This window comes from Ectorhizobium quercum (genome assembly GCF_026552795.1).
GTDB classification, from domain to species: Bacteria; Pseudomonadota; Alphaproteobacteria; order Rhizobiales; family Rhizobiaceae; genus Ectorhizobium; species Ectorhizobium quercum.
Window position 1 is genome coordinate 17759 of the sequence record NZ_JANFPI010000010.1, and the last position, 20263, is coordinate 38021.

The 20263-nt window shown below is 65.0% G+C and carries 17 protein-coding genes; 11 read left to right on the forward strand and 6 right to left on the reverse strand.

Translation table 11 applies throughout. The features are described from left to right. Positions 1–4 precede the first annotated feature (4 nt). Positions 5–1210 (reverse strand): glycosyltransferase family 4 protein, encoded by a 1206-nt coding sequence (locus tag NOF55_RS21220; RefSeq protein ID WP_370869032.1) that lies wholly within the window; start codon positions 1208–1210, stop codon positions 5–7. A 267-nt stretch (positions 1211–1477) separates the two neighbouring features. On the opposite strand from NOF55_RS21220, the gene NOF55_RS21225 reads away from it, so the two are divergent. Together NOF55_RS21225 and NOF55_RS21230 are read left to right on the forward strand one after the other, a co-directional pair. Beyond that, positions 1478–3505 (forward strand): GumC family protein, encoded by a 2028-nt coding sequence (locus NOF55_RS21225; RefSeq protein ID WP_306413128.1) that lies wholly within the window; start codon positions 1478–1480, stop codon positions 3503–3505. Beyond that, the gene (locus NOF55_RS21230; protein WP_306413129.1) at positions 3505–4914 is read left to right on the forward strand and encodes a hypothetical protein; all 1410 of its coding nucleotides are present in this window, start codon (positions 3505–3507) and stop codon (positions 4912–4914) included. Before NOF55_RS21225 ends, NOF55_RS21230 begins: the two co-directional genes overlap by 1 nt. Here the strand turns inward: NOF55_RS21230 and NOF55_RS21235 are convergent. Then, positions 4853–5944, reverse strand: coding sequence for a glycoside hydrolase family 5 protein (locus NOF55_RS21235; RefSeq protein WP_306413130.1), 1092 nt, complete (start codon positions 5942–5944; stop codon positions 4853–4855). The two genes, NOF55_RS21230 and NOF55_RS21235, sit on opposite strands and share 62 nt — an antisense overlap. Before the next feature lie 305 nt (positions 5945–6249). On the opposite strand from NOF55_RS21235, the gene NOF55_RS21240 reads away from it, so the two are divergent. The 5 genes from NOF55_RS21240 (at position 6250) to purU (ending at position 11607) form a co-directional block, all read left to right on the forward strand. Next, complete coding sequence (locus NOF55_RS21240) at positions 6250–7158, forward strand: class II glutamine amidotransferase (RefSeq protein ID WP_306413131.1); 909 nt, start codon at positions 6250–6252, stop codon at positions 7156–7158. A 22-nt stretch (positions 7159–7180) separates the two neighbouring features. Then, entirely contained in the window at positions 7181–7867 is a 687-nt protein-coding gene (locus NOF55_RS21245) for a GXGXG domain-containing protein (protein ID WP_306413132.1), read from the forward strand. 22 nt (positions 7868–7889) lie between these two features. Continuing rightward, complete coding sequence (locus NOF55_RS21250; protein ID WP_306413133.1) at positions 7890–9218, forward strand: FMN-binding glutamate synthase family protein; 1329 nt, start codon at positions 7890–7892, stop codon at positions 9216–9218. 89 nt (positions 9219–9307) lie between these two features. Next, the gene (gene glnT / locus NOF55_RS21255; RefSeq protein ID WP_306413134.1) at positions 9308–10615 is read left to right on the forward strand and encodes a type III glutamate--ammonia ligase; all 1308 of its coding nucleotides are present in this window, start codon (positions 9308–9310) and stop codon (positions 10613–10615) included. Between the two features lie 107 nt (positions 10616–10722). Further along, positions 10723–11607: a formyltetrahydrofolate deformylase gene (gene purU / locus NOF55_RS21260; RefSeq protein WP_306413135.1), complete on the forward strand. Its 885-nt coding sequence runs from the start codon at positions 10723–10725 to the stop codon at positions 11605–11607. Positions 11608–11725: 118 nt separating this feature from the next. On the opposite strand, the gene NOF55_RS21265 is transcribed toward purU, so the two are convergent. Then, positions 11726–11962, reverse strand: coding sequence for an Lrp/AsnC ligand binding domain-containing protein (locus tag NOF55_RS21265; protein ID WP_306413136.1), 237 nt, complete (start codon positions 11960–11962; stop codon positions 11726–11728). A gap of 59 nt (positions 11963–12021) precedes the next feature. Next, positions 12022–12936 (reverse strand): LysR family transcriptional regulator, encoded by a 915-nt coding sequence (locus NOF55_RS21270; RefSeq protein WP_306413137.1) that lies wholly within the window; start codon positions 12934–12936, stop codon positions 12022–12024. Positions 12937–13059: 123 nt separating this feature from the next. On the opposite strand from NOF55_RS21270, the gene NOF55_RS21275 reads away from it, so the two are divergent. Both NOF55_RS21275 and amaB read left to right on the forward strand, forming a co-directional pair. Beyond that, positions 13060–14343, forward strand: a complete 1284-nt coding sequence (locus NOF55_RS21275) for an NAD(P)/FAD-dependent oxidoreductase (RefSeq protein WP_306413138.1) — start codon at positions 13060–13062, stop codon at positions 14341–14343. 70 nt (positions 14344–14413) lie between these two features. Further along, positions 14414–15955, forward strand: a complete 1542-nt coding sequence (gene amaB, locus NOF55_RS21280; protein WP_306413139.1) for an L-piperidine-6-carboxylate dehydrogenase — start codon at positions 14414–14416, stop codon at positions 15953–15955. Positions 15956–16044: 89 nt separating this feature from the next. Here amaB and NOF55_RS21285 read toward each other — a convergent pair whose 3' ends face one another. After that, on the reverse strand, positions 16045–16908 hold the full coding sequence (locus NOF55_RS21285) for an acyl-CoA dehydrogenase family protein (protein WP_306413140.1): 864 nt from the start codon (positions 16906–16908) through the stop codon (positions 16045–16047). A 73-nt stretch (positions 16909–16981) separates the two neighbouring features. Continuing rightward, entirely contained in the window at positions 16982–17524 is a 543-nt protein-coding gene (locus tag NOF55_RS21290; RefSeq protein WP_306413141.1) for a flavin reductase family protein, read from the reverse strand. Between the two features lie 163 nt (positions 17525–17687). Between NOF55_RS21290 and NOF55_RS21295 the strand changes: the two genes are divergently transcribed. Further along, positions 17688–19127: an FAD/NAD(P)-binding protein gene (locus NOF55_RS21295; protein WP_306413142.1), complete on the forward strand. Its 1440-nt coding sequence runs from the start codon at positions 17688–17690 to the stop codon at positions 19125–19127. A 238-nt stretch (positions 19128–19365) separates the two neighbouring features. Further along, positions 19366–20025 carry a peroxiredoxin gene (locus tag NOF55_RS21300; RefSeq protein WP_306413143.1) on the forward strand — a complete coding sequence of 220 codons (660 nt, stop codon included), beginning with the start codon at positions 19366–19368 and terminating at the stop codon, positions 20023–20025. Positions 20026–20263 lie beyond the last annotated feature (238 nt).

Genomic DNA, 20263 nt, shown 5'->3' on the forward strand with positions numbered 1-20263 from the left:
TTCTTCAAGGACGCGCCCTCCCGGCAGCGACCGCCGGGGCCGCGCCGGCCACCTCTTCATAGACGGCCTGGTACCGGTCCGCGACGCTGTTCCAGGAATAGTGCTGTGCATCCGCGACCAGCCCCGGACGCAGGCTGTCGTCGGCGCATAATGCATCGTAGGCCTGCGTGATCGCCCGGGCGGCCTGTTCCGGGCTGGCGAAATCGGCAAGCACCAGCCGCGAATGGCGTTCGCCGAGCAACCTGTAGGCTTCGTTGGTGTTGAGGACGGGCACCAGACCGGCGCTCATCGCCTCGACGGCCACAAGGCCGAACCCTTCATATTCGGAGGCCGAGGCGAAAAGGGAGCATTCCCCCAGAAGCCCGGCGATGGCGGCGTTCTCGAGATCGCAGTGAATGCGCACCTGTCGCCTAAGCCCGCGCGCGGCGATCATCCCTTCGAGATCGGCGGCCGTGAGACCGCCCGGAACGCCGACGATCTCCAGACGCCAGTCGCCATCCCCGGCCACGAGCACCTTCAGCGCGTCGAGCAGGCGGTCGATACGCTTGTTGACCGAAAAGCGGCCGATGGTCACGATGCGCTTGACCGGCACGGCACTGCTGCTGCCGGCGAATTTGGCAGTATCGGCGCCGTTCTCGATCAGAACCGTGCGGTTCGGCGCGATGGAGGAAAAGAGCGCCGTATCGGACCGGCTGCATCCGACGATCACCTTGTAGGCCCGCGCCGACATCCGTGTCAGCGTCTGGAACCAGACCTTTTTTACGAAAGCATGTCTGGCGGTGTGGAAGAAGCCGCCGTGGGTCGTCGCGACCATCGGCTTGCGGTGCAGGAACCGGCCCAGCGCCAGCGCATCGAAGAAGAAATCGATCGCGTGGACATGGATGAGGTCGGCGTCGGCCAGATGGCGGAATACGTCGAGCGCGACGGGATAGCGGGTCGAACCGCGCCACGGAATGCGGACGATCTCGATGCCGTCGCGGATCTCGTGCGCGGGCAGAAGCCTGTCGGGCTCGGTGAACAGCCGATCCAGCGTGACAACCCGGACGCGAAAGCCGCGCCGCTGCATCGCCAGGCCGAGATTCATCACCACATCCTCGAGCCCGCCCCTGTTCGGATAGAACTGGCGCACGACATGGACGACCAGACGGCCCGCCGGCTCGTCATGGTCCAGCGGTATTTCATGACTTTTCTCTCTGAAAACGATCGTCAAGATGCACCGTGAAGTCAGAATTCATCTCTGAGGCACGCCGTTTTCCGGCATACGAAACGACACTAGATCGGCAGTCTTTAAGAACCTCTTAGCGCACCGCCGGACGAGGCGGGCCGGGCATGACCTTTAGCTCTCGTTAATCATGTTCTGCGAGATTGCGGCAAAGGCCTGCGGGGGCATCGGACACCTGCCGCCGGAGAGAGCCGGAACCGCGCATTCCGGTTTCGTCGGACGCCAGGTTTCAAAGAGTCGCATTTGGACGGATTGATGGACATCGACATCTTTCAAATTCCCGGGATCATCAGGCGCCGCGTGCATTACATCGTCCTGTCGGTCCTCGCCTGCATCGTGCTGGCCGCGCTCTATCTGTCCACCGTCGTTCCGCTTTACCGCGCCACCGCGGATATCCTTCTCGATCCCCAGGGCCTGATGGCCGACCGCCGCGATCTTTTCCTGTCCGGCACGTCTCCCCCGGAACAGCTCAGCCTCGATAGCCAGGCCTACATCGTCCAGTCGCGGGACGTGCTGACGACGGTGGTGGACTCGCTGTCGCTGGAGGACGATCCCTATCTCCTCAAGGCGGCGAAGGTCCCGGCCGGGGCCGGCGCGGATATCCGCATGGCCGGGATTTCGGCGGCCCTCCTGAAACATCTGCGTGTCGAGCGCGCCGGACAGTCCTTCGTCCTGTCGATCACCGCCGAACACCCCGACCCGGTTCGCGCCGCCCTGATCGCCAACGAAGTGGCCCGGACCTACCTCAAGACGATCGCCGATTCCCGGTCCGAGGCGACGCGGCGCGCCAGCGAGAGCTTCCAGTCGCAGGCAAGCGAACTGCGCGAGCGCGTGCTGAAGGCCGATGTGGCGGTCGAGGAGTTCAAGGAGCGCAACGGCCTCGTCACCACCGGCGAACGCGGATTGCTGATCGACCAGCAGGTGGCGGGAATCAACGAACAGCTCACCCAGGCCCGTCTTGCCGAGGAGCAGGAGAAGGCCCGCTACGACCAGGTCCGCAACCTGACGCTGGCCGCCATCGAGGCCGGCGCCATTCCCGAGGTCGCCCAGTCGCAGAGCATCGAGCTTCTGCGCTCCCGCTACACCCAGCTTCTGGAACGCGAGGCGGAACTTGCATCCGGCCTCGGCGCCAGCCATCCGCAGATGCGGGCGATCCGTTCCCAGATCGCCGGCGTGCGACAATCGCTCGATGCGGAAATCGGACGTCTTCGGGAAAGCATGCGCGCCAGCTACGAGCGCGCCGCGACCAACACCCGGGCCGCATCCGAACAGCTTTCGAGACTGACCCGCACCAGCTACGACAGCAGCGCCGCCCTGACGCAGATGCGCCAGCTCGAAAGCGAGGCGGAAGCGATCAGGACAATCTACAAGACCTTCCTGAACCGGGCCGAGGAACTCGGCCAGACCCAGGGCGTCAACACCAACAATTCCCACATCATCTCCGAGGCGGTTCCTCCCGCCTCCGCCCCTTCGGGGCTGAAGAAGATCGTCCTGATTGCCGCGGCCCTGTTCGGCGTCGCCCTCGGCAGCGGTCTCGCCGTGCTGCGTGAAATGCTGGGCGGTTTCTTCACGCCACGGCCGGCGGCAAAGGTCGCCGAACCGCAAATCCCGCTCATCGCCCGCCTGCCCGCTCCCCTTCCGGACCGTGAAGGCGTTCTTGCCGGTCTTGCCCGGCGCTTCAGGCGCCGTTCCAACGCGACGACGGAAGCCGAGTACAGCCGCAAGCACGAACTGGGAATACTGCGCTCCGTGCATTTCCTGCTGAACGCCTTCGCAGACAGCCGTCCCGCGACCCTCCTCTTCGTTTCGCCGGGCGACCGGCGGCCGGGCATCGATCTGGTCGGCGCCATCGCCGAAACCCTTGCCGATCTTCGCCAGCAGGTCGCGCTGGCGCCGGGGGACCTGCTGAAGGCCGGCGAAAGCTTCGCCCGCCGCGGCAGGTCGCAACATCCCTCGGCGCGCGGCATGCTGGCGCTCCGTCTCGATGACGACAACGGCGAGGACGATCTTCTGCTGTCCGACCGTCTGGTCTATCGGCACCTGCCCAGCGACGAGAGCCGCTACAGCCGCCTGCGCACGCCGCGCGCCGATTTCGTCCTGATCGACGCCTGCGGCACCGACGCGGTCGGCCTGCTGCCGGACCTGATCGGCAAAAGCGACGCCATCGTCGTCGTCACCGACGGGACGACCGGCAAGCCCAGGGAAACCGAGGAACTTTTCCAGGTGCTCGAACCGTGGAAGGACAAGCTGGCCGGCCAGATCGTCATCGGCGGAGACGTCTGATGACGGCCCTTGCCCGGGGCGACGCGTCGAAGGGCCGCCGGTCCGCGGCGGCCGTCCTGCGACAATCTTCCGCCGCCGCGCCGTCCATCGAACCGCCACAGGGCGAAAATCCCACCAGCCTGCTCCGGCTGATCAACCGTCTCCTGATCGTCACCGCCGTCATCGGCGGCCTGACGTTCAATTTCCTTCTCTGCTTCGTCAACACCCGCATCACGCAGACATGGGAAAGCTACGTGATGCTGTGCGAACTGATCCTGATCGTGTGCGCCTTTGCGGCCGCATTCGACAGGAAAGCCGGCATCTATCTCTTCCTCGGCATCTTCGTCGCCTACATGGTGCTGCTCTTCACCTTTCGCGGCGAGACGGACGCCAAGGCGGTGCGCGACATCATCGTGCCGGTCGCCTTCTATTTCATGGGCGCGAAGGCCCGCAACCTGCCGCTTGCCGATACGCTCGTCGCGGTCTCCGTCGCCATCGTGGTGGCGTTCGGCCTGTTCGAATATCTGGCGCCGGAACTCTTCCTCGATTACTTCAACGTGCTCGGTTACTATCTGTCGCGCGGTTCGCTGAACCTGCACGAGACGTTCGGCAACACGCGCGGCTTCTTCATCAGCGGCCTGCGCCCGGAACCGCGCACCATCCTGCCCTTTCTCGGCCAGCACCGCGTCGCCTCGATCTTTCTCGAACCGGTCTCCACCGGCAATTTCGGCGTGATCGCCTATAGCTGGGCGCTGTTTCGCACCGGCATGCGCCTGCGCATTCCGGTCATGGTCGGCGCGCTGATCGTCATTGCCCTCGGCGATGCCCGCTTCGGGCTCTATACCTGCGCACTGATCACCGCGCTCTTGCCGTTCCTGCGGTTCACCCCCCGCCTCCTCTGGTTCGTCATGCCCTTCATGATGCTGGCGCTGGTGGCCGCCTACGGCATCGCCACCGGAACGCAGGGCGGCGACAACAGCCTCGGCGGACGCATGGCGGTCACGGCCCATATCCTCACGGCCCTGTCGCTCGACGTCGTGCTCGGCCTGGAGACAACCGACCAGTTCACGGCGGATTCGGGCCTTGCCTATACGCTGACGAAGTTCGGCATCGGCGGTTTCATAGCCCTGTGGGGCGCGCTGGTCTTCGCCCCGATCCGGGATCCGAAGGCATGGACCTACCTGACGATGGTGCTGATCTACCTCCTGCTTCTGATGCTGATCAGCAATTCGTTCTACTCGATCAAGACCGGCGCGCTTTTGTGGTTCATCCTCGGCACCGCCACCCATGTCGACCTGCCGGACACGCGCTCGAAGCTCATGCGCTTCCTGCTTCCCGACCGCATCTTCGCACCGCGCGGCGGCGGCGTCAGCGCTCCAGCGACGGACAGGCCAGAGCCGTCTCCGACCGGTCTTCCAACGCGGGCATGAGTGCTTCGAGCTGCGGGCGATCCTTGCCGTCGCGCGGCTGGATGTTGAGTTCCTCCTCCGGCGGCCACCAGTCGCCCGCCGCCCAATAGGCCCAGCCGGTCCACACATCGCGGTTGTCTTCCAGAACCTTCACCATGCCGGAAAGGCCCTTTACGCATTCCGGATCGGCCGGAGCCCCGAATTCGCCGAGATAGCCGCGCGCGCCGCGTTCGCGCAGCCAGAGCGTGAAATCCTCGAGCGCGGCGATGGCGTCCGCCCCGCGCTCGCACGTCCCTTTCGTGCCGGAAAAATCGCTGTCGAGATACTGATGGACCTCATAGGCGAAGTTCCCGGCCGGGTCCTTTACGCCGGCCATCGCGGTGGCGTTCGCCCCGCCATAATCGTCGGAACGCCAGCTATGCGCGCCGGTCCATGCCGTTCCCGGCACGAGGACGAGATTATCCGCCCCCGCCGCACGGATCGCGGCGATAGCCGCATTCGCGCTTTCAAGCCACCGGCTTGCCGCAACGTCGTAGGGTTCGTTCATCAACCCGTAGCTCACCCCCTGATCGTTCGCGAAAATCGCGGCCAGATCGGCCCAGAAAGCAGCGAAAGCCTCGTCGGGAACCGATTCCGTGCCGACGATCTCGCCGTGATAGCGCGCGTAATTATGCGGATCGAGCACGACGCCCATGCCGTGCTTGCGGATCGTCTCCACCGTTTCCCTCAGCCGCCCGAGTTCTGTCTCGTCGAAGGGCGCGTTAAGCGCCGGCTGCAATCGCTCCCACTTGAACGGCAGCCGGACCGAGGTGAAGCCCAGTTCGGCGAAATGGCTGATCGTCTCTTCGGAAGGATAGATGTAATCGCGGCCATATTCGCTTCCCTCGTCGCCGAACTCCGCCCCGGCCAGATTGATGCCCCGCAAGCAGGGAGCGGCTGCGGCCGCCGCCGGTTGCAGGCAGGCCAGAACGGCAAGCGAGGCCAGAAGCGGGCGCTTCAGTCGCGCGAGGACGGCGGCAAGGCGGACAGGAAAGGCATCGATAACGCTCATCGGATCATCCGCAAATTTGAGGACCGGCTTCGCAACCGAACCGTTTCGGCTGGAAATGGCAAAACATTCTCGCGCAGTTCCCCGGAAAGCACGGAAATCCGCTTCGGGGCCAGCTTCCCTTATCGCCTGCAAACGCTACGGCAAGGTTACTGCCAAAGGCAATATCGAACGAATGCGCACCCGCAATCCATCTTTCTGCCGGGCACCGGAGATTATTTCCTTTTATGAATTTTATTTTCCTATTATTGATTGCGTCAGGAAAGCCTGCTAGTCGTTGTGCAGGTGCAAAATGCCGGAGATCGATGATGTGCGGGATAGTTGGATTGTTTTTGAAGGACCCTTCGCTTGAGGGAGAGCTGGGGGCGCTTCTTTCGGAAATGCTGGTGACGATGACGGATCGCGGGCCGGATTCCGCAGGCATCGCCATCTATGGCGGGGTCGAGGCGGGCAAGGCGAAGGTGACGGTGCAGTCGGCCCAGCCGGAAGCGGACTTCACCGGTCTGGAAGCCGCGCTTTCGGACGCGCTCGGCTCCCCGGCGTCGGTGACGGTGAAGGACACCCATGCGGTGATCGTGGTGGATGCGGACCTGCTGGAAGCGGCAAAGGCGGCGCTGGCCGACCTGCGCCCGGAACTGCGGATGATGTCGAGCGGCGAAACCATCGAGATCTACAAGGAAACAGGCCTGCCAAAGGACGTGGTGGCGCGCTTCGACATTGCGCGGATGAGCGGCACGCATGGCATCGGCCATACGCGCATGGCGACGGAAAGCGCGGTGACGACGCTCGGCGCGCATCCCTTCTCGACGGGTTCGGACCAGTGCCTGGTCCACAACGGCTCGCTGTCGAACCACAACAACCTGCGCCGGGAACTGAAGAAGGCGGGCATGACATTCGCCACCGAGAACGACTCGGAAGTGGCCGCCGCCTATCTGACGGCGGAGATGCGCAAGGGCGCCGACCTCGGCGGCGCGCTCGGCCTTGCCATCGACGATCTGGACGGCTTCTTCACCTTCGTGGTCGGCACGAAGTCGGGTTTCGGCGTGTTGCGCGATCCGATCGCCTGCAAGCCGGCGGTGATGGCCGAGACGGACCGATACGTGGCCTTCGGCTCGGAATACCGGGCGCTGGTCAACCTTCCGGGCATCGAGACCGCGCGCGTATGGGAGCCGGAACCGGCGACCGTCTATTTCTGGGACCACGGCCAGGCCGCGTAATCTCGATCAAGGATATTCTCCCATGCCCACATTCGATCTTTCCACCCAGCCGTTGCGCGAGCTGAATCAGGCGCTCCATTCCATCGGCGACGGCCGCAACGACCTTGCCTTCGAGGTTCTCAACCCGCGCGGCGCACATGCGGTGGCCGTCGGCATCGACCAGCCGGTCGCCGTCGAGGTCCACGGTTCGGTCGGCTATTACTGCGCCGGCATGAACGACGGCGGCTCGGTCACGGTTCACGGCTCTGCCGGCCCGGGCGTGGCCGAGAACATGATGAGCGGCACGGTCGTCGTCGAGGGCGACGCCTCGCAATATGCCGGCGCGACCGGACGCGGCGGCCTGCTGGTCATCAAGGGCAACGCCGCCTCGCGCTGCGGCATCTCGATGAAGGGCATCGACATCGTCGTCCACGGCAATATCGGCCATATGTCGGCCTTCATGGGCCAGTCCGGCTCCCTGGTGGTGCTGGGCGATGCGGGCGATGCGCTGGGCGACAGCCTCTACGAGGCGAAGCTCTTCGTGCGCGGCAAGGTCAAGAGCCTCGGCGCCGATTGCATCGAGAAGGAAATGAAGCCCAAGCATCTCGCCAGGCTCGCCGAGCTTCTCGACAAGGCCGGCATCACCGACGTCAGGCCCGAGGAGTTCAAGCGCTACGGCTCGGCCCGCAAGCTCTACAACTTCAACATCGACAACGCCGACGCCTACTAAATCCAGCGCAAGGGCCAGACAGATGAGCTACCACAATCCCTATACCCCGCCGCGCAAGTCCGCGACCTTCGACGACTACACGCTGGCGGAGATCCGCCGGGCGGCGGCGACCGGCATCTACGACATCCGCGGTGGCGGCACCAAGCGCAAGGTGCCCCACTTCGACGACCTCCTGTTCCTCGGGGCGTCGATGTCGCGCTATCCGCTGGAAGGCTATCGCGAGCGCTGCGACACCTCCGTCACGCTCGGCAGCCGGTTTGCGAAGAAGCCGATCGAGCTGAAGATCCCGATCACCATCGCCGGCATGAGTTTCGGGGCGCTCTCCGGCCCGGCCAAGGAAGCGCTCGGACGCGGCGCGACGCTGGCCGGCACCTCGACCACCACCGGCGACGGCGGCATGACCGACGAGGAGCGCGGCCATTCACAGACGCTGGTCTACCAGTATCTTCCCTCGCGCTACGGCATGAACCCGAAGGACCTGCGCCGCGCCGACGCCATCGAGGTGGTGATCGGCCAGGGGGCGAAGCCCGGCGGCGGCGGCATGCTGCTCGGCCAGAAGATCTCCGACCGCGTCGCCGAGATGCGCACGCTTCCCAAGGGCATCGACCAGCGCTCGGCCTGCCGCCATCCCGACTGGACCGGCCCGGACGACCTGGAGATCAAGATCGGCGAACTGCGCGAGATCACCGACTGGGAAAAGCCGATCTACATCAAGGTCGGGGGCGCGCGGCCCTATTACGACACGGCGCTGGCCGTGAAGGCCGGCGCCGATGTCGTGGTCCTCGACGGCATGCAGGGCGGCACCGCGGCCACGCAGGACGTGTTCATCGAGCATGTCGGCATGCCGACGCTCGCCTGCATCCGCCCGGCGGTGCAGGCGTTGCAGGACCTCGGCATGCACCGCAAGGTGCAGCTCGTCGTCTCCGGCGGCATCCGCTCGGGCGCCGACGTCGCCAAGGCTCTGGCGCTGGGGGCCGATGCCGTCTCCATCGGCACGGCGGCGATGGTCGCCATCGGCGACAACGATCCCCACTGGGAAGACGAGTACCGGAAGCTTGGCACCACCGCCGGCGCCTATGACGACTGGCACGAGGGCAAGGACCCGGCCGGCATCACCACGCAGGACCCGGAACTGGCCGCGCGCCTCGACCCGGTCGTCGCCGGCCGCCGCCTGGCCAACTATCTCAAGGTGATGACGCTGGAAGCCCAGACCATCGCGCGGGCCTGCGGCCACAACCACGTTCACAATCTGGAGCCGGAAGACCTGGTGGCGCTGACCATCGAGGCCGCCGCGATGGCCCGCGTGCCGCTGGCCGGCACGAGCTGGATCCCCGGCCACACGCCGTTCTGACCCATGCGCCCGGCCGGAGCCCGCGGGACCGCCGCAGGCTCCGGCCCGTTCAAACATAACTGTCCCAATAATCCAAAAGGGGAACGACAGTGACACTCGACCTCGAAACCTTCGCCCGCGAAAAGGACGTCAAATACTTCATGATCAGCTACACGGACCTGTTCGGCGCACAGCGCGCCAAGCTGGTTCCGGCCGCGGCGATCGCCGGCATGCAGCAGGAGGGCGCGGGCTTCGCCGGTTTCGCCACCTGGCTCGACCTGACCCCGGCCCATCCCGACCTGTTCGCCATTCCCGATGCGTCCTCCGTCATCCAGCTGCCGTGGAAGAAGGACGTCGCCTGGGTCGCCGCCGACCTCTTCATGGAGGGCGAGCCCGTCGGCCAGGCCCCGCGCGTGGTGCTGAAGAAGCTCGTCGCCGAGGCGGCGGAGGCCGGCCTGCGCGTCAGGACCGGCGTCGAGCCGGAATTCTTCCTCATCTCCGCCGACGGCGCGGAAATCTCCGACCTCAGGGACGTGGCCGAGAAGCCCTGCTACGACCAGCAGGCGCTGATGCGCCGCTACGACGTCATCGCCGAGATCTGCGACGCCATGCTCGATCTCGACTGGAAGCCCTACCAGAACGACCATGAGGACGCCAACGGCCAGTTCGAGATGAACTGGGAGTTCGACGACGCCCTCATCACCGCCGACAGGCATTCCTTCTTCAAGTTCATGGTCAAGTCCATCGCCGAGAAGCACGGGCTGCGCGCCACCTTCATGCCCAAGCCCTTCAAGGGCCTGACCGGCAACGGCTGCCATGCGCACATCTCCGTCTGGGACCTCGACGGCAAGGTCAACGCCTTCGCCGACGACGCCATGCCCTTCGGCCTTTCCGCCAAGGGCAAGACCTTCCTCGGCGGCATCATGAAGCACGCGACGGCGCTGGCCGCCATCACCAACCCCACCGTCAATTCCTACAAGCGCATCAACGCCCCGCGCACGCTCTCGGGCGCCACATGGTCGCCCAACACCGTCACATGGACCGGCAACAACCGCACCCACATGGTGCGCGTGCCCGGCCCCGGCCGTTTCGAGCTGCGCCTGCCCGACGGCGCGGTCAATCCCTATCTCCTCCAGGCCATCATCATCGCCGCGGGCCTCTCCGGCATGAAGACAAACGCCGATCCCGGCCCCCACAACGACATCGACATGTACGCGCAGGGCCACACCGTCACCGACGCCCCGAAACTGCCCCTCAACCTTCTCGACGCGATCCGCGCCTACGAGGCCGACGCGGACCTTCGCAGCGCGCTCGGGCAGGATTTCTCCAAAGCCTACATCAAGCTCAAGCACGATGAATGGAACGCCTACACCGCCCATTTCTCGACGTGGGAACACAAGACGACCATCGATGTCTGAGGCACGATGCGCCGGAATCCGGGCGCCGGACTTGTCCGACGCCTTTTCTTTGCGCTAGAGGAGCGTCGCCCGGGAGTATCAGCACTCCGCAATGAGGAATGAAGACCATGAAGACCTACGTGCTCACCGTCACCTGCCAATCCGCCCGCGGCATCGTCGCGGCCATCTCCGGCTATCTGGCGGGGCGCGGCTGCAACATCGCCGACAGCTCGCAGTTCGACGATTTCGAAACCGGCAAGTTCTTCATGCGCGTCTCCTTCCGCTCGGAAGAGGGCATTCCCATGCAGGACCTCCATGACGGCTTCAAGCCGGTGGCCGACACTTTCGGCATGGCCTACGAGATCTACGATGCCGACAGGCCCATGAAGGTGCTGCTCATGGTCTCCCGCTTCGGCCATTGCCTCAACGACCTTCTCTACCGCTGGCGCATCGGCGCCCTGCCCATCGACATCGTCGGCGTCGTCTCCAACCATTTCGACTACCAGAAGCTCGTCGTGAACCACGACATCCCCTTCCACCACATCAAGGTGACGAAGGAGAACAAGCCGCAGGCCGAGGCGCAGCTTCTCGACCTCGTCGAGCAGTCCGGCACGGAACTGGTGGTTCTGGCCCGCTACATGCAGATCCTCTCCGACACGCTGTGCCGGAAGATGTCGGGAAAGATCATCAACATCCACCATTCGTTCCTGCCGAGCTTCAAGGGCGCCAACCCCTACAAGCAGGCCTACGAGCGCGGCGTGAAGCTGATCGGCGCGACGGCGCATTACGTCACCGCCGATCTCGACGAGGGCCCGATCATCGAGCAGGACACGGCGCGCGTCACCCACGCCCAGTCGCCGGACGACTACGTCTCGCTCGGCCGCGACGTCGAGAGCCAGGTGCTGGCCCGCGCCATCCACGCCCACATCCACCACCGCACCTTCATCAACGGCAACCGCACCGTGGTCTTCCCGGCCTCGCCGGGCTCCTACGCCTCCGAAAGAATGGGGTGAGGAGTGGTCGGCGAAGCCGGCGAAACGATCCAGTGAATCGTTTCGAACGACGAACGCCCGAAGCCTGAGCGAAGGGCCGGGAGAGGAATAATCGGCGAAACGGACGGCACGCCCGTCTTCAGAACGCGGTGAACGTGATCGTCGTCAGCGTTCGGACGATGCCGGGGATCGTGGCGATGTTCTCGTTGATGAACTTGCCGGCGTCCTGATCTTCGCTCAGATAGATCTTCAGAAGCAGGTCGAACTCGCCGCTGGTCGAATAAAGCTCGGAGGCAATTTCGCTCTTGTAGATCGCGTCTGCCACCTCGTAGGTCTTGCCGGGCGCGCATTGAAGCTGAAGGAAGATCGGTTTCATCGCAAAATCCTGTTTCGAAGGGCGGCGCTCCGCGCCGTCCGGTTGGGGCCAATATGCCGTCATTCGGCAACGGGCGGCAACCCCGCGCGCGCCTGTTCCACGATCCAGCGGCGGAAAGCGTCAAGCGGCCGGTAATCCGCCCGCTCCTGCGTGAAGGCCAGATAATAGCAGCCGGCATTGTCGATGGCCGCCCCGGCCGGCACCAGGGTGCCGGCGGCCAGTTCCGTCTCGATCAGGATCGTCGGGATCAACGCCGCACCGAGCCCGCTCGCCGCCGCTTCGGCCATGATGGAGAACTGGTCGAACAGCATGCCGTGCACGCTTTCGAAGGGCACGCCGTTTGCCGTCAGCCAGTTTTCCCAGGCATCCGGCCTCGTCGTCATGTGCAGAAGCGGCGCGGCGAGAAGTGCTGCGGGTTCGCCCAGGCCGTGCCTTTCCCTGAAGGCAGGACTGCAAACGGGCATCACCGTCTCCTTCATCAGCAGGGTCAGTTCGGCACCCGGCCAGTGCGGCATGCCGAAATGGATCGCCGCGTCGATGGTCTCCAGACGGAAATCGAACGGCTGGAGCCGCGTGACGAGATTGACCGTGACGCCCGGGCTGGCGACCAGAAAGGATGCGAGACGCGGCGCCAGCCAGCGCGTGCCGAAGGTGGGCAGCACCGCGATGTTCAGAGATCCGCCTTCGGGATTGGCGCGCAGGTTGAGCGAGGCCGACGAAATCCGCTTCAGCGCCTCGCGGATATCCCGGACATAGCTTTCGCCGGCCAGCGTCAGCCGGATCGTCTGGCGCTCGCGCAGGAAAAGATCGGCGCCGAGTTGCTCTTCGAGCAAACGGATCTGCCGGCTGACGGCGCTCTGGGTCAGTTGAAGCTCCCGCGCCGCAGCCGTGACGGAGCCGGTGCGCGCCGCCGCCTCGAAGGCGGAAAGCAATGAAAGCGAGGGCAGGAATCGTCGGGCCGGCAGCATGGTCATTCTCTCCCGGAATGAACTCTTGATCATTCAGCGATATTCACACCCGTTAAGCCGCTGTAAAGAGGAAAACCATCACGCACACGGAATGACCGTCCTCCGTGCCGCCATCCGGACCGAACCGCCATGCTGAACAATCCGCTGTCCCACGGACTTTGGGAAAAGACCGCTCCCGCAGCCCCCTCCACGCCGGTGCTCGACGCCGCATCGACCGCCGACGTCGCCATCGTCGGCGCCGGCTATACCGGCCTTTCCGCCGCCCTCCACCTGGCCGAGGCCGGCAGGAAGGTCGTGCTCGTCGAGGCTGTCGATGTGGGATACGGTGGCGCAGGCCGCAATGTCGGCCTCATCAACGGCGGCATGTGGACCATGCCGCAGGAATTGCCGGACGTGCTCGGCCCGATCTACGGCGAACGCCTTCTCGACCTGCTCGGCGACGCCCCGCTCTACGTGCGCGGCCTGATCCAGAAGCACGGCATCGGCTGCGAGCTGGAAACGGCCGGCACCCTGCATCTGGCGGTCGGCGAGAGCGGCCTGAAGGAGATCGAGGAGCGCCAGCGGCAATGGTCGGCGCGCGGCGCACCGGTCACGGTGCTGTCGGCGGAAGAGACCGCAAGGCGCGTCGGCTCGACGGCCTATTCCGGCTCGCTGCATGATCCGCGCGCCGGCACGTTGCAGCCGCTCGCCTATGCCCGCGGCCTTGCACAGGCCGCGATCGCCGCCGGGGCTTCGATCCATACCGGCAGCGCCGCGACAGGGCTTGCCTATGAAAACGGCCAATGGACGGTGAGGACGGCGCGGGGCTCGGTGACGGCCCCCTGGCTGGTCTTTTCCACCGATGCCTATTCCACCGGCCCGTTCGAGACGATCCGCAAGGAACAGGTCTACCTGCCCTATTTCAACTTTGCCACGAAGCCCCTTGCCCCGGCGCAGCTCGAAACGATCCTGCCCGGCCACGAAGGCTGCTGGGACACGAGGGAAATCCTCTCCTCCTTCCGCATGGACCGGGCCGGACGCCTGGTGTTCGGCAGCGTCGGCGCGCTGCGCAACACGGGCCGCGCCGTTCACCGCGACTGGTCGCGGCGCGCGCTGAAGAAGCTCTTTCCCCAGCTCGGCGCCGTCGAATTCGAAGCGGAATGGTTCGGCTGGATCGGCATGTCCGACGACGCCCTGCCCCGCTTCCACAAGTTCGGCCCGCAGGCGGTCGGCTTCTCGGCCTATAACGGCCGGGGCATTGCTCCGGGCACGATTTTCGGCAAGACGCTTGCAGACCATGTTCTCGGCCGGATCGCGGAAGCCGATCTGCCGCTGCCGTTGACGGAGGTCCGGATCCCCGCCTTCCGTCCGGTCAAGGAGGCCTGGTACGAGGCCGGCGCGCAGGTCGCGCATTTCGCCGGCGCCCGTTTCTGATGGACGGAAGCGTGCGCCTGACCTAGAACCCATATTCAATGTACAACGACAAAACTCCGGAAGGACGACGATGACTTTGACGACCATTGATCTTGGCGGTGAAGCCGGGAAGATACTTGCCGGGCTTGGTGTTCCTGCTGCCGTATGGCAGGAGGGCACGCTTTCGGTTCGCTCGCCCGTCAGCGGCGAGAAGATCGGATCGGTTCAGGAAGTCGGGCCGGACGAAGCCGCAACGGCCATCGAGGCAACGCACAAGGCCTTTCTCGAATGGCGCCTGGTGCCCGCCCCGCGGCGCGGCGAACTGGTCCGCCTGCTCGGCGAGGAACTGCGCGCCGCCAAGGACGATCTCGGACGCCTCGTCTCCATCGAGGCCGGCAAGATCGTTTCCGAAGGTCTCGGCGAAGTGCAGGAAATGATCGACATCTGCGATTTCGCCGTCGGCCTGTCCCGCCAGCTCTACGGGCTGACCATCGCCACCGAGCGCGCCGATCACCGCATGATGGAAACCTGGCATCCGCTCGGCGTCACCGGCATCATCTCCGCCTTCAACTTCCCGGTCGCCGTCTGGTCGTGGAACGCGGCGCTCGCCCTCGTCTGCGGCAATTCCATCGTCTGGAAACCGTCGGAAAAGACCCCGCTGACCGCCATCGCCTCGCAGGCCATCTTCGAAAAGGCCCTGAAGCGCTACATCGAGGCCGGCAACACCGCCCCGGCCAACCTCTCGACCCTGCTGATCGGCGGCGCCCCCGTCGGCGAGGCCCTGGTCGACCATCCGAAGGTTCCGCTCGTTTCCGCCACCGGCTCCACCCGCATGGGCCGCGCCGTCGGCCCGAAGCTGGCGGCCCGCTTCGCCCGCGCCATCCTCGAACTCGGCGGCAACAACGCCGCCATCGTCACCCCCACGGCCAATCTCGACCTGACGCTGCGCGGCGTCGCCTTCGCGGCGATGGGCACCGCCGGCCAGCGCTGCACCTCGCTGCGCCGCTTATTCGTCCATGAAACCGTCTACGACACCCTCGTCCCGCGCCTGAAGAAGGCCTACGCCTCCGTTCCGGTCGGCAGCCCGCTGGAAGCCGGCACGCTGGTCGGCCCGCTGATCGACGAGGCCGCCTTCAACGGCATGCAAAAGGCGCTTGCCGCGGCCAAGCAGGCCGGAGGCACCGTCACCGGCGGCGAGCGCCTGCTGGCGGAAGAGGCCACGAGCGCCTTCTACGTCCGTCCGGCCATCGTGGAAATGCCGGAACAGACGGGTCCGGTGGTGGAGGAAACCTTCGCGCCGATCCTCTATGTCATCAAATATTCCGACTTCGACACGGCGCTTGCCCTGAACAACGCCGTGCCGCAGGGCCTGTCGTCGTCGATCTTCACCAACGACATGCGCGAGGCGGAAGCCTTCGTCTCGGCCCGCGGTTCCGATTGCGGCATCGCCAACGTCAATATCGGCCCGTCCGGCGCCGAAATCGGCGGCGCGTTCGGTGGCGAGAAGGAAACCGGCGGCGGCCGCGAGAGCGGTTCCGACGCATGGAAAGGCTACATGCGACGGGCGACGAACACCGTCAATTACGGTTCGACGCTGCCGCTCGCCCAGGGTGTCAAGTTCGATATCGCATAGACCGGACAGATCCGGGGCGTTTCCGGCCGGAAACGCCCCGGTGAAGACGGCGAGACGGGCCTGAACGCCCCTTCACCTGCCTCTCCCTGCTATGAGGAGAGGTCGAAATCGGCACCGGGGCTGCGCGCGCACCGTTGCCTGACGTGGTCGAGCACCTCCGCCAGACGCGCGGCTTCCGTAATCGTCCGGTCCGATGGCGAGACCTGCGCCAGATCGAGCGCCGCCCCGACACGCTGGACGAGGGCCGAAATCGTCTCGGACACGATCATGACCGTCCGTTCGCCCCTGGCGGCGTCGCCACGCTGCTTCAGCCGCTCAAGCTCACCGAGGAAGACACCGGCCTTGAGAAGCTGCGACAGCACCTTAACCAGCGGCAGCGCGCTCGTGTCGATGTCAAGGAACGATCCGTCGAGCAGGTCGTCGCCCGTCCGGCGGTCGCGCACCATGCGCACCAGCGGCAAACCGGAGGACTCACGCCGCAGGATCACGAACCAGACGTCGATGTCCGCACCATCGGCATCCGTCCCCTGCCCGCCCGCATGCCGGGCAGGAAGCGGCACCGTGCCGCCCCCGGCTTCCTCCAGAACGGCGATCAGGCGCGCGCCGGCCGCCACCCGCTGGAAAACGGCGTAGGCATCGCCGCCGGCATTTCGGATGATCTCGCTGGCGACGAAATGCGAAACGAGCCGATGCGCCTCCGGCGGGTCTTCCGCCGCGAAGCGCCGCACGATCTCGGCCAGCGTGGCGTTGGTGACGTCGGCGCCGCCGAAAGCGGCGGGCGTGGCGATGGCCAGCAGCCCGGATCGCGAAACCGCCTCGAACCGAGCGGCATCGTCCGCACGGTCCGTATTCCTCACCAGCCGGTCAGCAACCTCCAGCGCGTCCTCCTCCGATCCGATCTGACGAACGACGGAACGGATAAATCTGTCTTCAGAATGCAGCAGTCCACCCATTTTTCTCTCCTCCAGTCCGATAGAACGGGTCTTCGAAAATGCGGGCGGCAACCGTGGCAGCGGAAGAAGCGCGTCAGACGACCGCGTAACGACCATCGCGATAGGCGAGCGACGCGCCCGCTCGCGAGCGGATGGCCACGGCGCGGCCGATGACGATCACGTGGCTGTGACGTTCGATCCCTTCTTCCAGCACACAGTCTACCGAAGCGAGCCCGCCCGCCAGAACGGGCGCACCACTCGAAAGGGTCGTCCATTCGGCGCCCTGATATCGGTCCGGGCCCTTCAATCCGCCGCGTCCCGCGAACCGATTGGCGATGTCCTCATGCTCGCGGCCGAGAATATTGACGCTGAAATGACCGAAACGCTCGATCACCGGCCAGGTGCTGGACGTTCTGTTGAGCAGGACCAGCATGCGGGGCGGCTCGACCGAAAGCGCCGTCGCCGAGGTCACGGTCGCCCCCGTGCGCTCATTACCCTCGCCCGCAGCGATGACGGACACGCCGCCGGCAAGCTGCCGCAGGGCCAGCTTCAGCGCTTCGGAATCGGTTGTCACCTCGATAGTCTCGCCCTGAGGCACAATCGACTGGAGGGCCTGAACGCCATGCAGGGCCGTCATGAATGAACTCCGTGAGATGATGGACATTTTGATTGAACGCAATTTTATTGAGCGAACACCCGGAACCATAGACATCTGATTTCATTTTCCATATTTTCCGTAGAAAAATACGCCAGACGTCATCGTCTCCATCCTTCCGACCTGTGCTTTGAAAGGACCCCCGATGCTCCCGAAAGCCGAGACCGGATATGTGGAGCCGGCAGCCGGCCGGCATCGGGTCGTCATCGTCGGCGGCGGCTTTTCCGGCGCGTCGGTGGCGCGCTGCCTGGCACTCGGCGGCCATGTCAGGCCGGGCGATCTTGTCGTCTACGAGCCGCGCCACAGGCTCGGCGCAGGTCTGGCATACGACACCGCCAACCCCGCCCTGCGCCTCAACGCAGCCGCTCATAAGATGCGCGTCCTGCCGGAACAGCCGGACGCCTTCCTCCGCTTCATGGAACAGCGCGGCCACCTTGCACGCGATCCCGAAGCGATGAGCGAAACGGGCGATATCTATGCAAGCCGCGCCGATTTCGCCGACTTCATGGGAGAGGCCATGCAGCCCTTTCTGGACGACGGAACGATCCTGCACTGTCGTGAGCGCATCGCGGATGTCGCACGCGTGGCGGGCGGGTGGCACATCCGCACCGACACAGGCACGAACCACTTTGCCGATACGCTGGTCATCGCCATCGGCCACCCTCCGGCAACGGCTCCCGCCCCTCTTTCCCCCTTGATCGGCCAGGACGAGCGCATATTGACCGACCCCAACCGAACCGGCAGCGTCGCAATCCATGACCGGGTCCTGATCGTCGGCGCGGGACTGACGGCACTCGATTATCTGGCCGCCCTCGACCAGCAGGGACACAAGGGGCCGATCACGCTGCTGTGCCGCAGCGGACTGTTGCCCGAACGGCATTCCGACACGCCGACCGAGCCTTTCGGCGATTTCCTGTCGCCGCCTTCCCGCTCCGCCACCGCGCTGCTTGCCGCGGTCCGCGAGACGCTGGAAAAGGCGCGGGCGGCGGGAAAGCCCTGGCAATGCGTGTTCGACACGCTGCGGAAACAGGGGCAGGCGATCTGGCGCGACCTGCCCGATGCGGAAAGAGCGCGTTTTCTCCGGCATCTGGGTCGCCGCTACGAGGTCAGCCGTTTCCGCATGCCGCCGCAGAACGAAACGCTCCTGCGCAAGCTCCGGCAGGAAGGCCGGCTCGAAATGCTGACGGGCCGGGTCGAGAGCGCCCGCAGCCGCCGAAGCGGGCTGGAGATCGGCCTGCGCCTCAGGCATGGCGGGCGCATCCTGCACCAGACCTTCGACCGGGTGGCCATCGCAACCGGTTCGGACCAGTCGCGGCACTTCCACACGCAGCCCTGGCTCGAATCGCTCAGAATGGCAGGCCATATCGTTCCGGCGGCGCTTGGCCTCGGCATCGCCTGCGATCAGGACAGCCGCGCCATAGCCTCCGACGGACGGGCGTGCCGCGACCTGTTCGTCATCGGGCCGCCGACACGGGCGACGTTCGGAGAAATCACCGGCGCGCCGGAAATCGTCGTTCAGGCCGCCCATATCGCCCGGCAGATCGACGCAACGCTCGCCCCCTCCCACGCCGTTCTGCAATCCTGATCGTCCTCCGACCGGCGCCACCCTATCGCGACTGCCGGAGGATTCAGCAAAGACCTCCATCCGCTCGGAATGTGATTCGCGATAATCGATAAATTGGGAAAACGATCCCGGATAAATCGCGAATTTTGAAATTCCTGTTCTCGCAGGAAACGGCGTCCGGGTGTCCAATACCCTCAAATCCGCAAGGTCGCCGGGCATGGAGAAAAGCCCGGCATCAGGAATTTTGAGAGGAAGAACCATGTCGTTGCAGCTTGGACAGATTGCCCCCGATTTCACTCAGGACAGCACGGAAGGTCCGATTCATTTCCATGAATGGCTCGGCAATTCGTGGGGCGTGCTTTTCAGCCACCCGAAGAACTTCACGCCGGTCTGCACCACCGAACTCGGCGAAGTGGCCCGCCTGAAGCCGGAATGGGAAAAGCGGAACGTGAAGGTTCTCGGCCTGTCCGTCGATCCGCTCGACAGCCATGAGAAATGGTCCGCCGACATCGCGGAAACGCAGGGACAGGCGCTGAACTTCCCGCTTCTTGCCGACGCCGACAAGAAGGTCGCACTGCTTTACGGCATGATCCACCCGGATGCGGATGCCGCCGTGACCGTGCGCTCCGTCTTCATCGTCGACCCGAACAAGAAGATCCGCCTGACGCTGACCTATCCCCCGAGCGCCGGCCGCAATTTCGAGGAAATCCTGCGCGTCATCGACAGCCTGCAACTCACCGACAAGGAAAAGGTTTCCACGCCGGTGAACTGGAAGAAGGGCGATGAGGTCATCATCGTTCCCGCCGTCTCCGACGAGGACGCCAAGGCCCGCTTCCCGCAGGGCTTCAAGACGCTGAAGCCCTATCTGCGCCTCGTGAAGCTCGAGGACGGCGAGAAGAAGGACAAGCCGGCGGCCTGATCCCGAATAGATTTCCGTTCCGGCATCTCCTCCCGCCGGATCGGTTTGAATGCGCCCGCCCCGATGATCCTCCCCGGGGTGGGCGCTTTTTTTTGCGCCAGGACATCGTTAGAGCATTTCCAGCAAAAGTGCGAAGCGGTTTTGCGTCCGGAAATGCGTAAAAACAAATAGTTAGAGAATTTTCGCGATTCGAAGAAAAGCGAAAAGTCTCTAGCGGGGCAATGCCCCGTCGAGGCAG

What these genes read in the sequence shown, in the direction of transcription:
- NOF55_RS21245 (WP_306413132.1), top strand. Translation starts at nt 7,181, where the DNA reads ATGCCCACATTCGATCTTTCCACCCAGCCGTTGCGCGAGCTGAATCAG.
- NOF55_RS21250 (WP_306413133.1), top strand. Translation starts at nt 7,890, where the DNA reads ATGAGCTACCACAATCCCTATACCCCGCCGCGCAAGTCCGCGACCTTC.
- NOF55_RS21300 (WP_306413143.1), top strand. Translation starts at nt 19,366, where the DNA reads ATGTCGTTGCAGCTTGGACAGATTGCCCCCGATTTCACTCAGGACAGC.
- NOF55_RS21275 (WP_306413138.1), top strand. Translation starts at nt 13,060, where the DNA reads ATGCTGAACAATCCGCTGTCCCACGGACTTTGGGAAAAGACCGCTCCC.
- NOF55_RS21235 (WP_306413130.1), bottom strand. Translation starts at nt 5,944, where the DNA reads ATGAGCGTTATCGATGCCTTTCCTGTCCGCCTTGCCGCCGTCCTCGCG.
- amaB (WP_306413139.1), top strand. Translation starts at nt 14,414, where the DNA reads ATGACTTTGACGACCATTGATCTTGGCGGTGAAGCCGGGAAGATACTT.
- NOF55_RS21295 (WP_306413142.1), top strand. Translation starts at nt 17,688, where the DNA reads ATGCTCCCGAAAGCCGAGACCGGATATGTGGAGCCGGCAGCCGGCCGG.
- NOF55_RS21265 (WP_306413136.1), bottom strand. Translation starts at nt 11,962, where the DNA reads ATGAAACCGATCTTCCTTCAGCTTCAATGCGCGCCCGGCAAGACCTAC.
- NOF55_RS21270 (WP_306413137.1), bottom strand. Translation starts at nt 12,936, where the DNA reads ATGACCATGCTGCCGGCCCGACGATTCCTGCCCTCGCTTTCATTGCTT.
- NOF55_RS21230 (WP_306413129.1), top strand. Translation starts at nt 3,505, where the DNA reads ATGACGGCCCTTGCCCGGGGCGACGCGTCGAAGGGCCGCCGGTCCGCG.
- NOF55_RS21225 (WP_306413128.1), top strand. Translation starts at nt 1,478, where the DNA reads ATGGACATCGACATCTTTCAAATTCCCGGGATCATCAGGCGCCGCGTG.
- NOF55_RS21240 (WP_306413131.1), top strand. Translation starts at nt 6,250, where the DNA reads ATGTGCGGGATAGTTGGATTGTTTTTGAAGGACCCTTCGCTTGAGGGA.
- NOF55_RS21285 (WP_306413140.1), bottom strand. Translation starts at nt 16,908, where the DNA reads ATGGGTGGACTGCTGCATTCTGAAGACAGATTTATCCGTTCCGTCGTT.
- NOF55_RS21290 (WP_306413141.1), bottom strand. Translation starts at nt 17,524, where the DNA reads ATGACGGCCCTGCATGGCGTTCAGGCCCTCCAGTCGATTGTGCCTCAG.
- purU (WP_306413135.1), top strand. Translation starts at nt 10,723, where the DNA reads ATGAAGACCTACGTGCTCACCGTCACCTGCCAATCCGCCCGCGGCATC.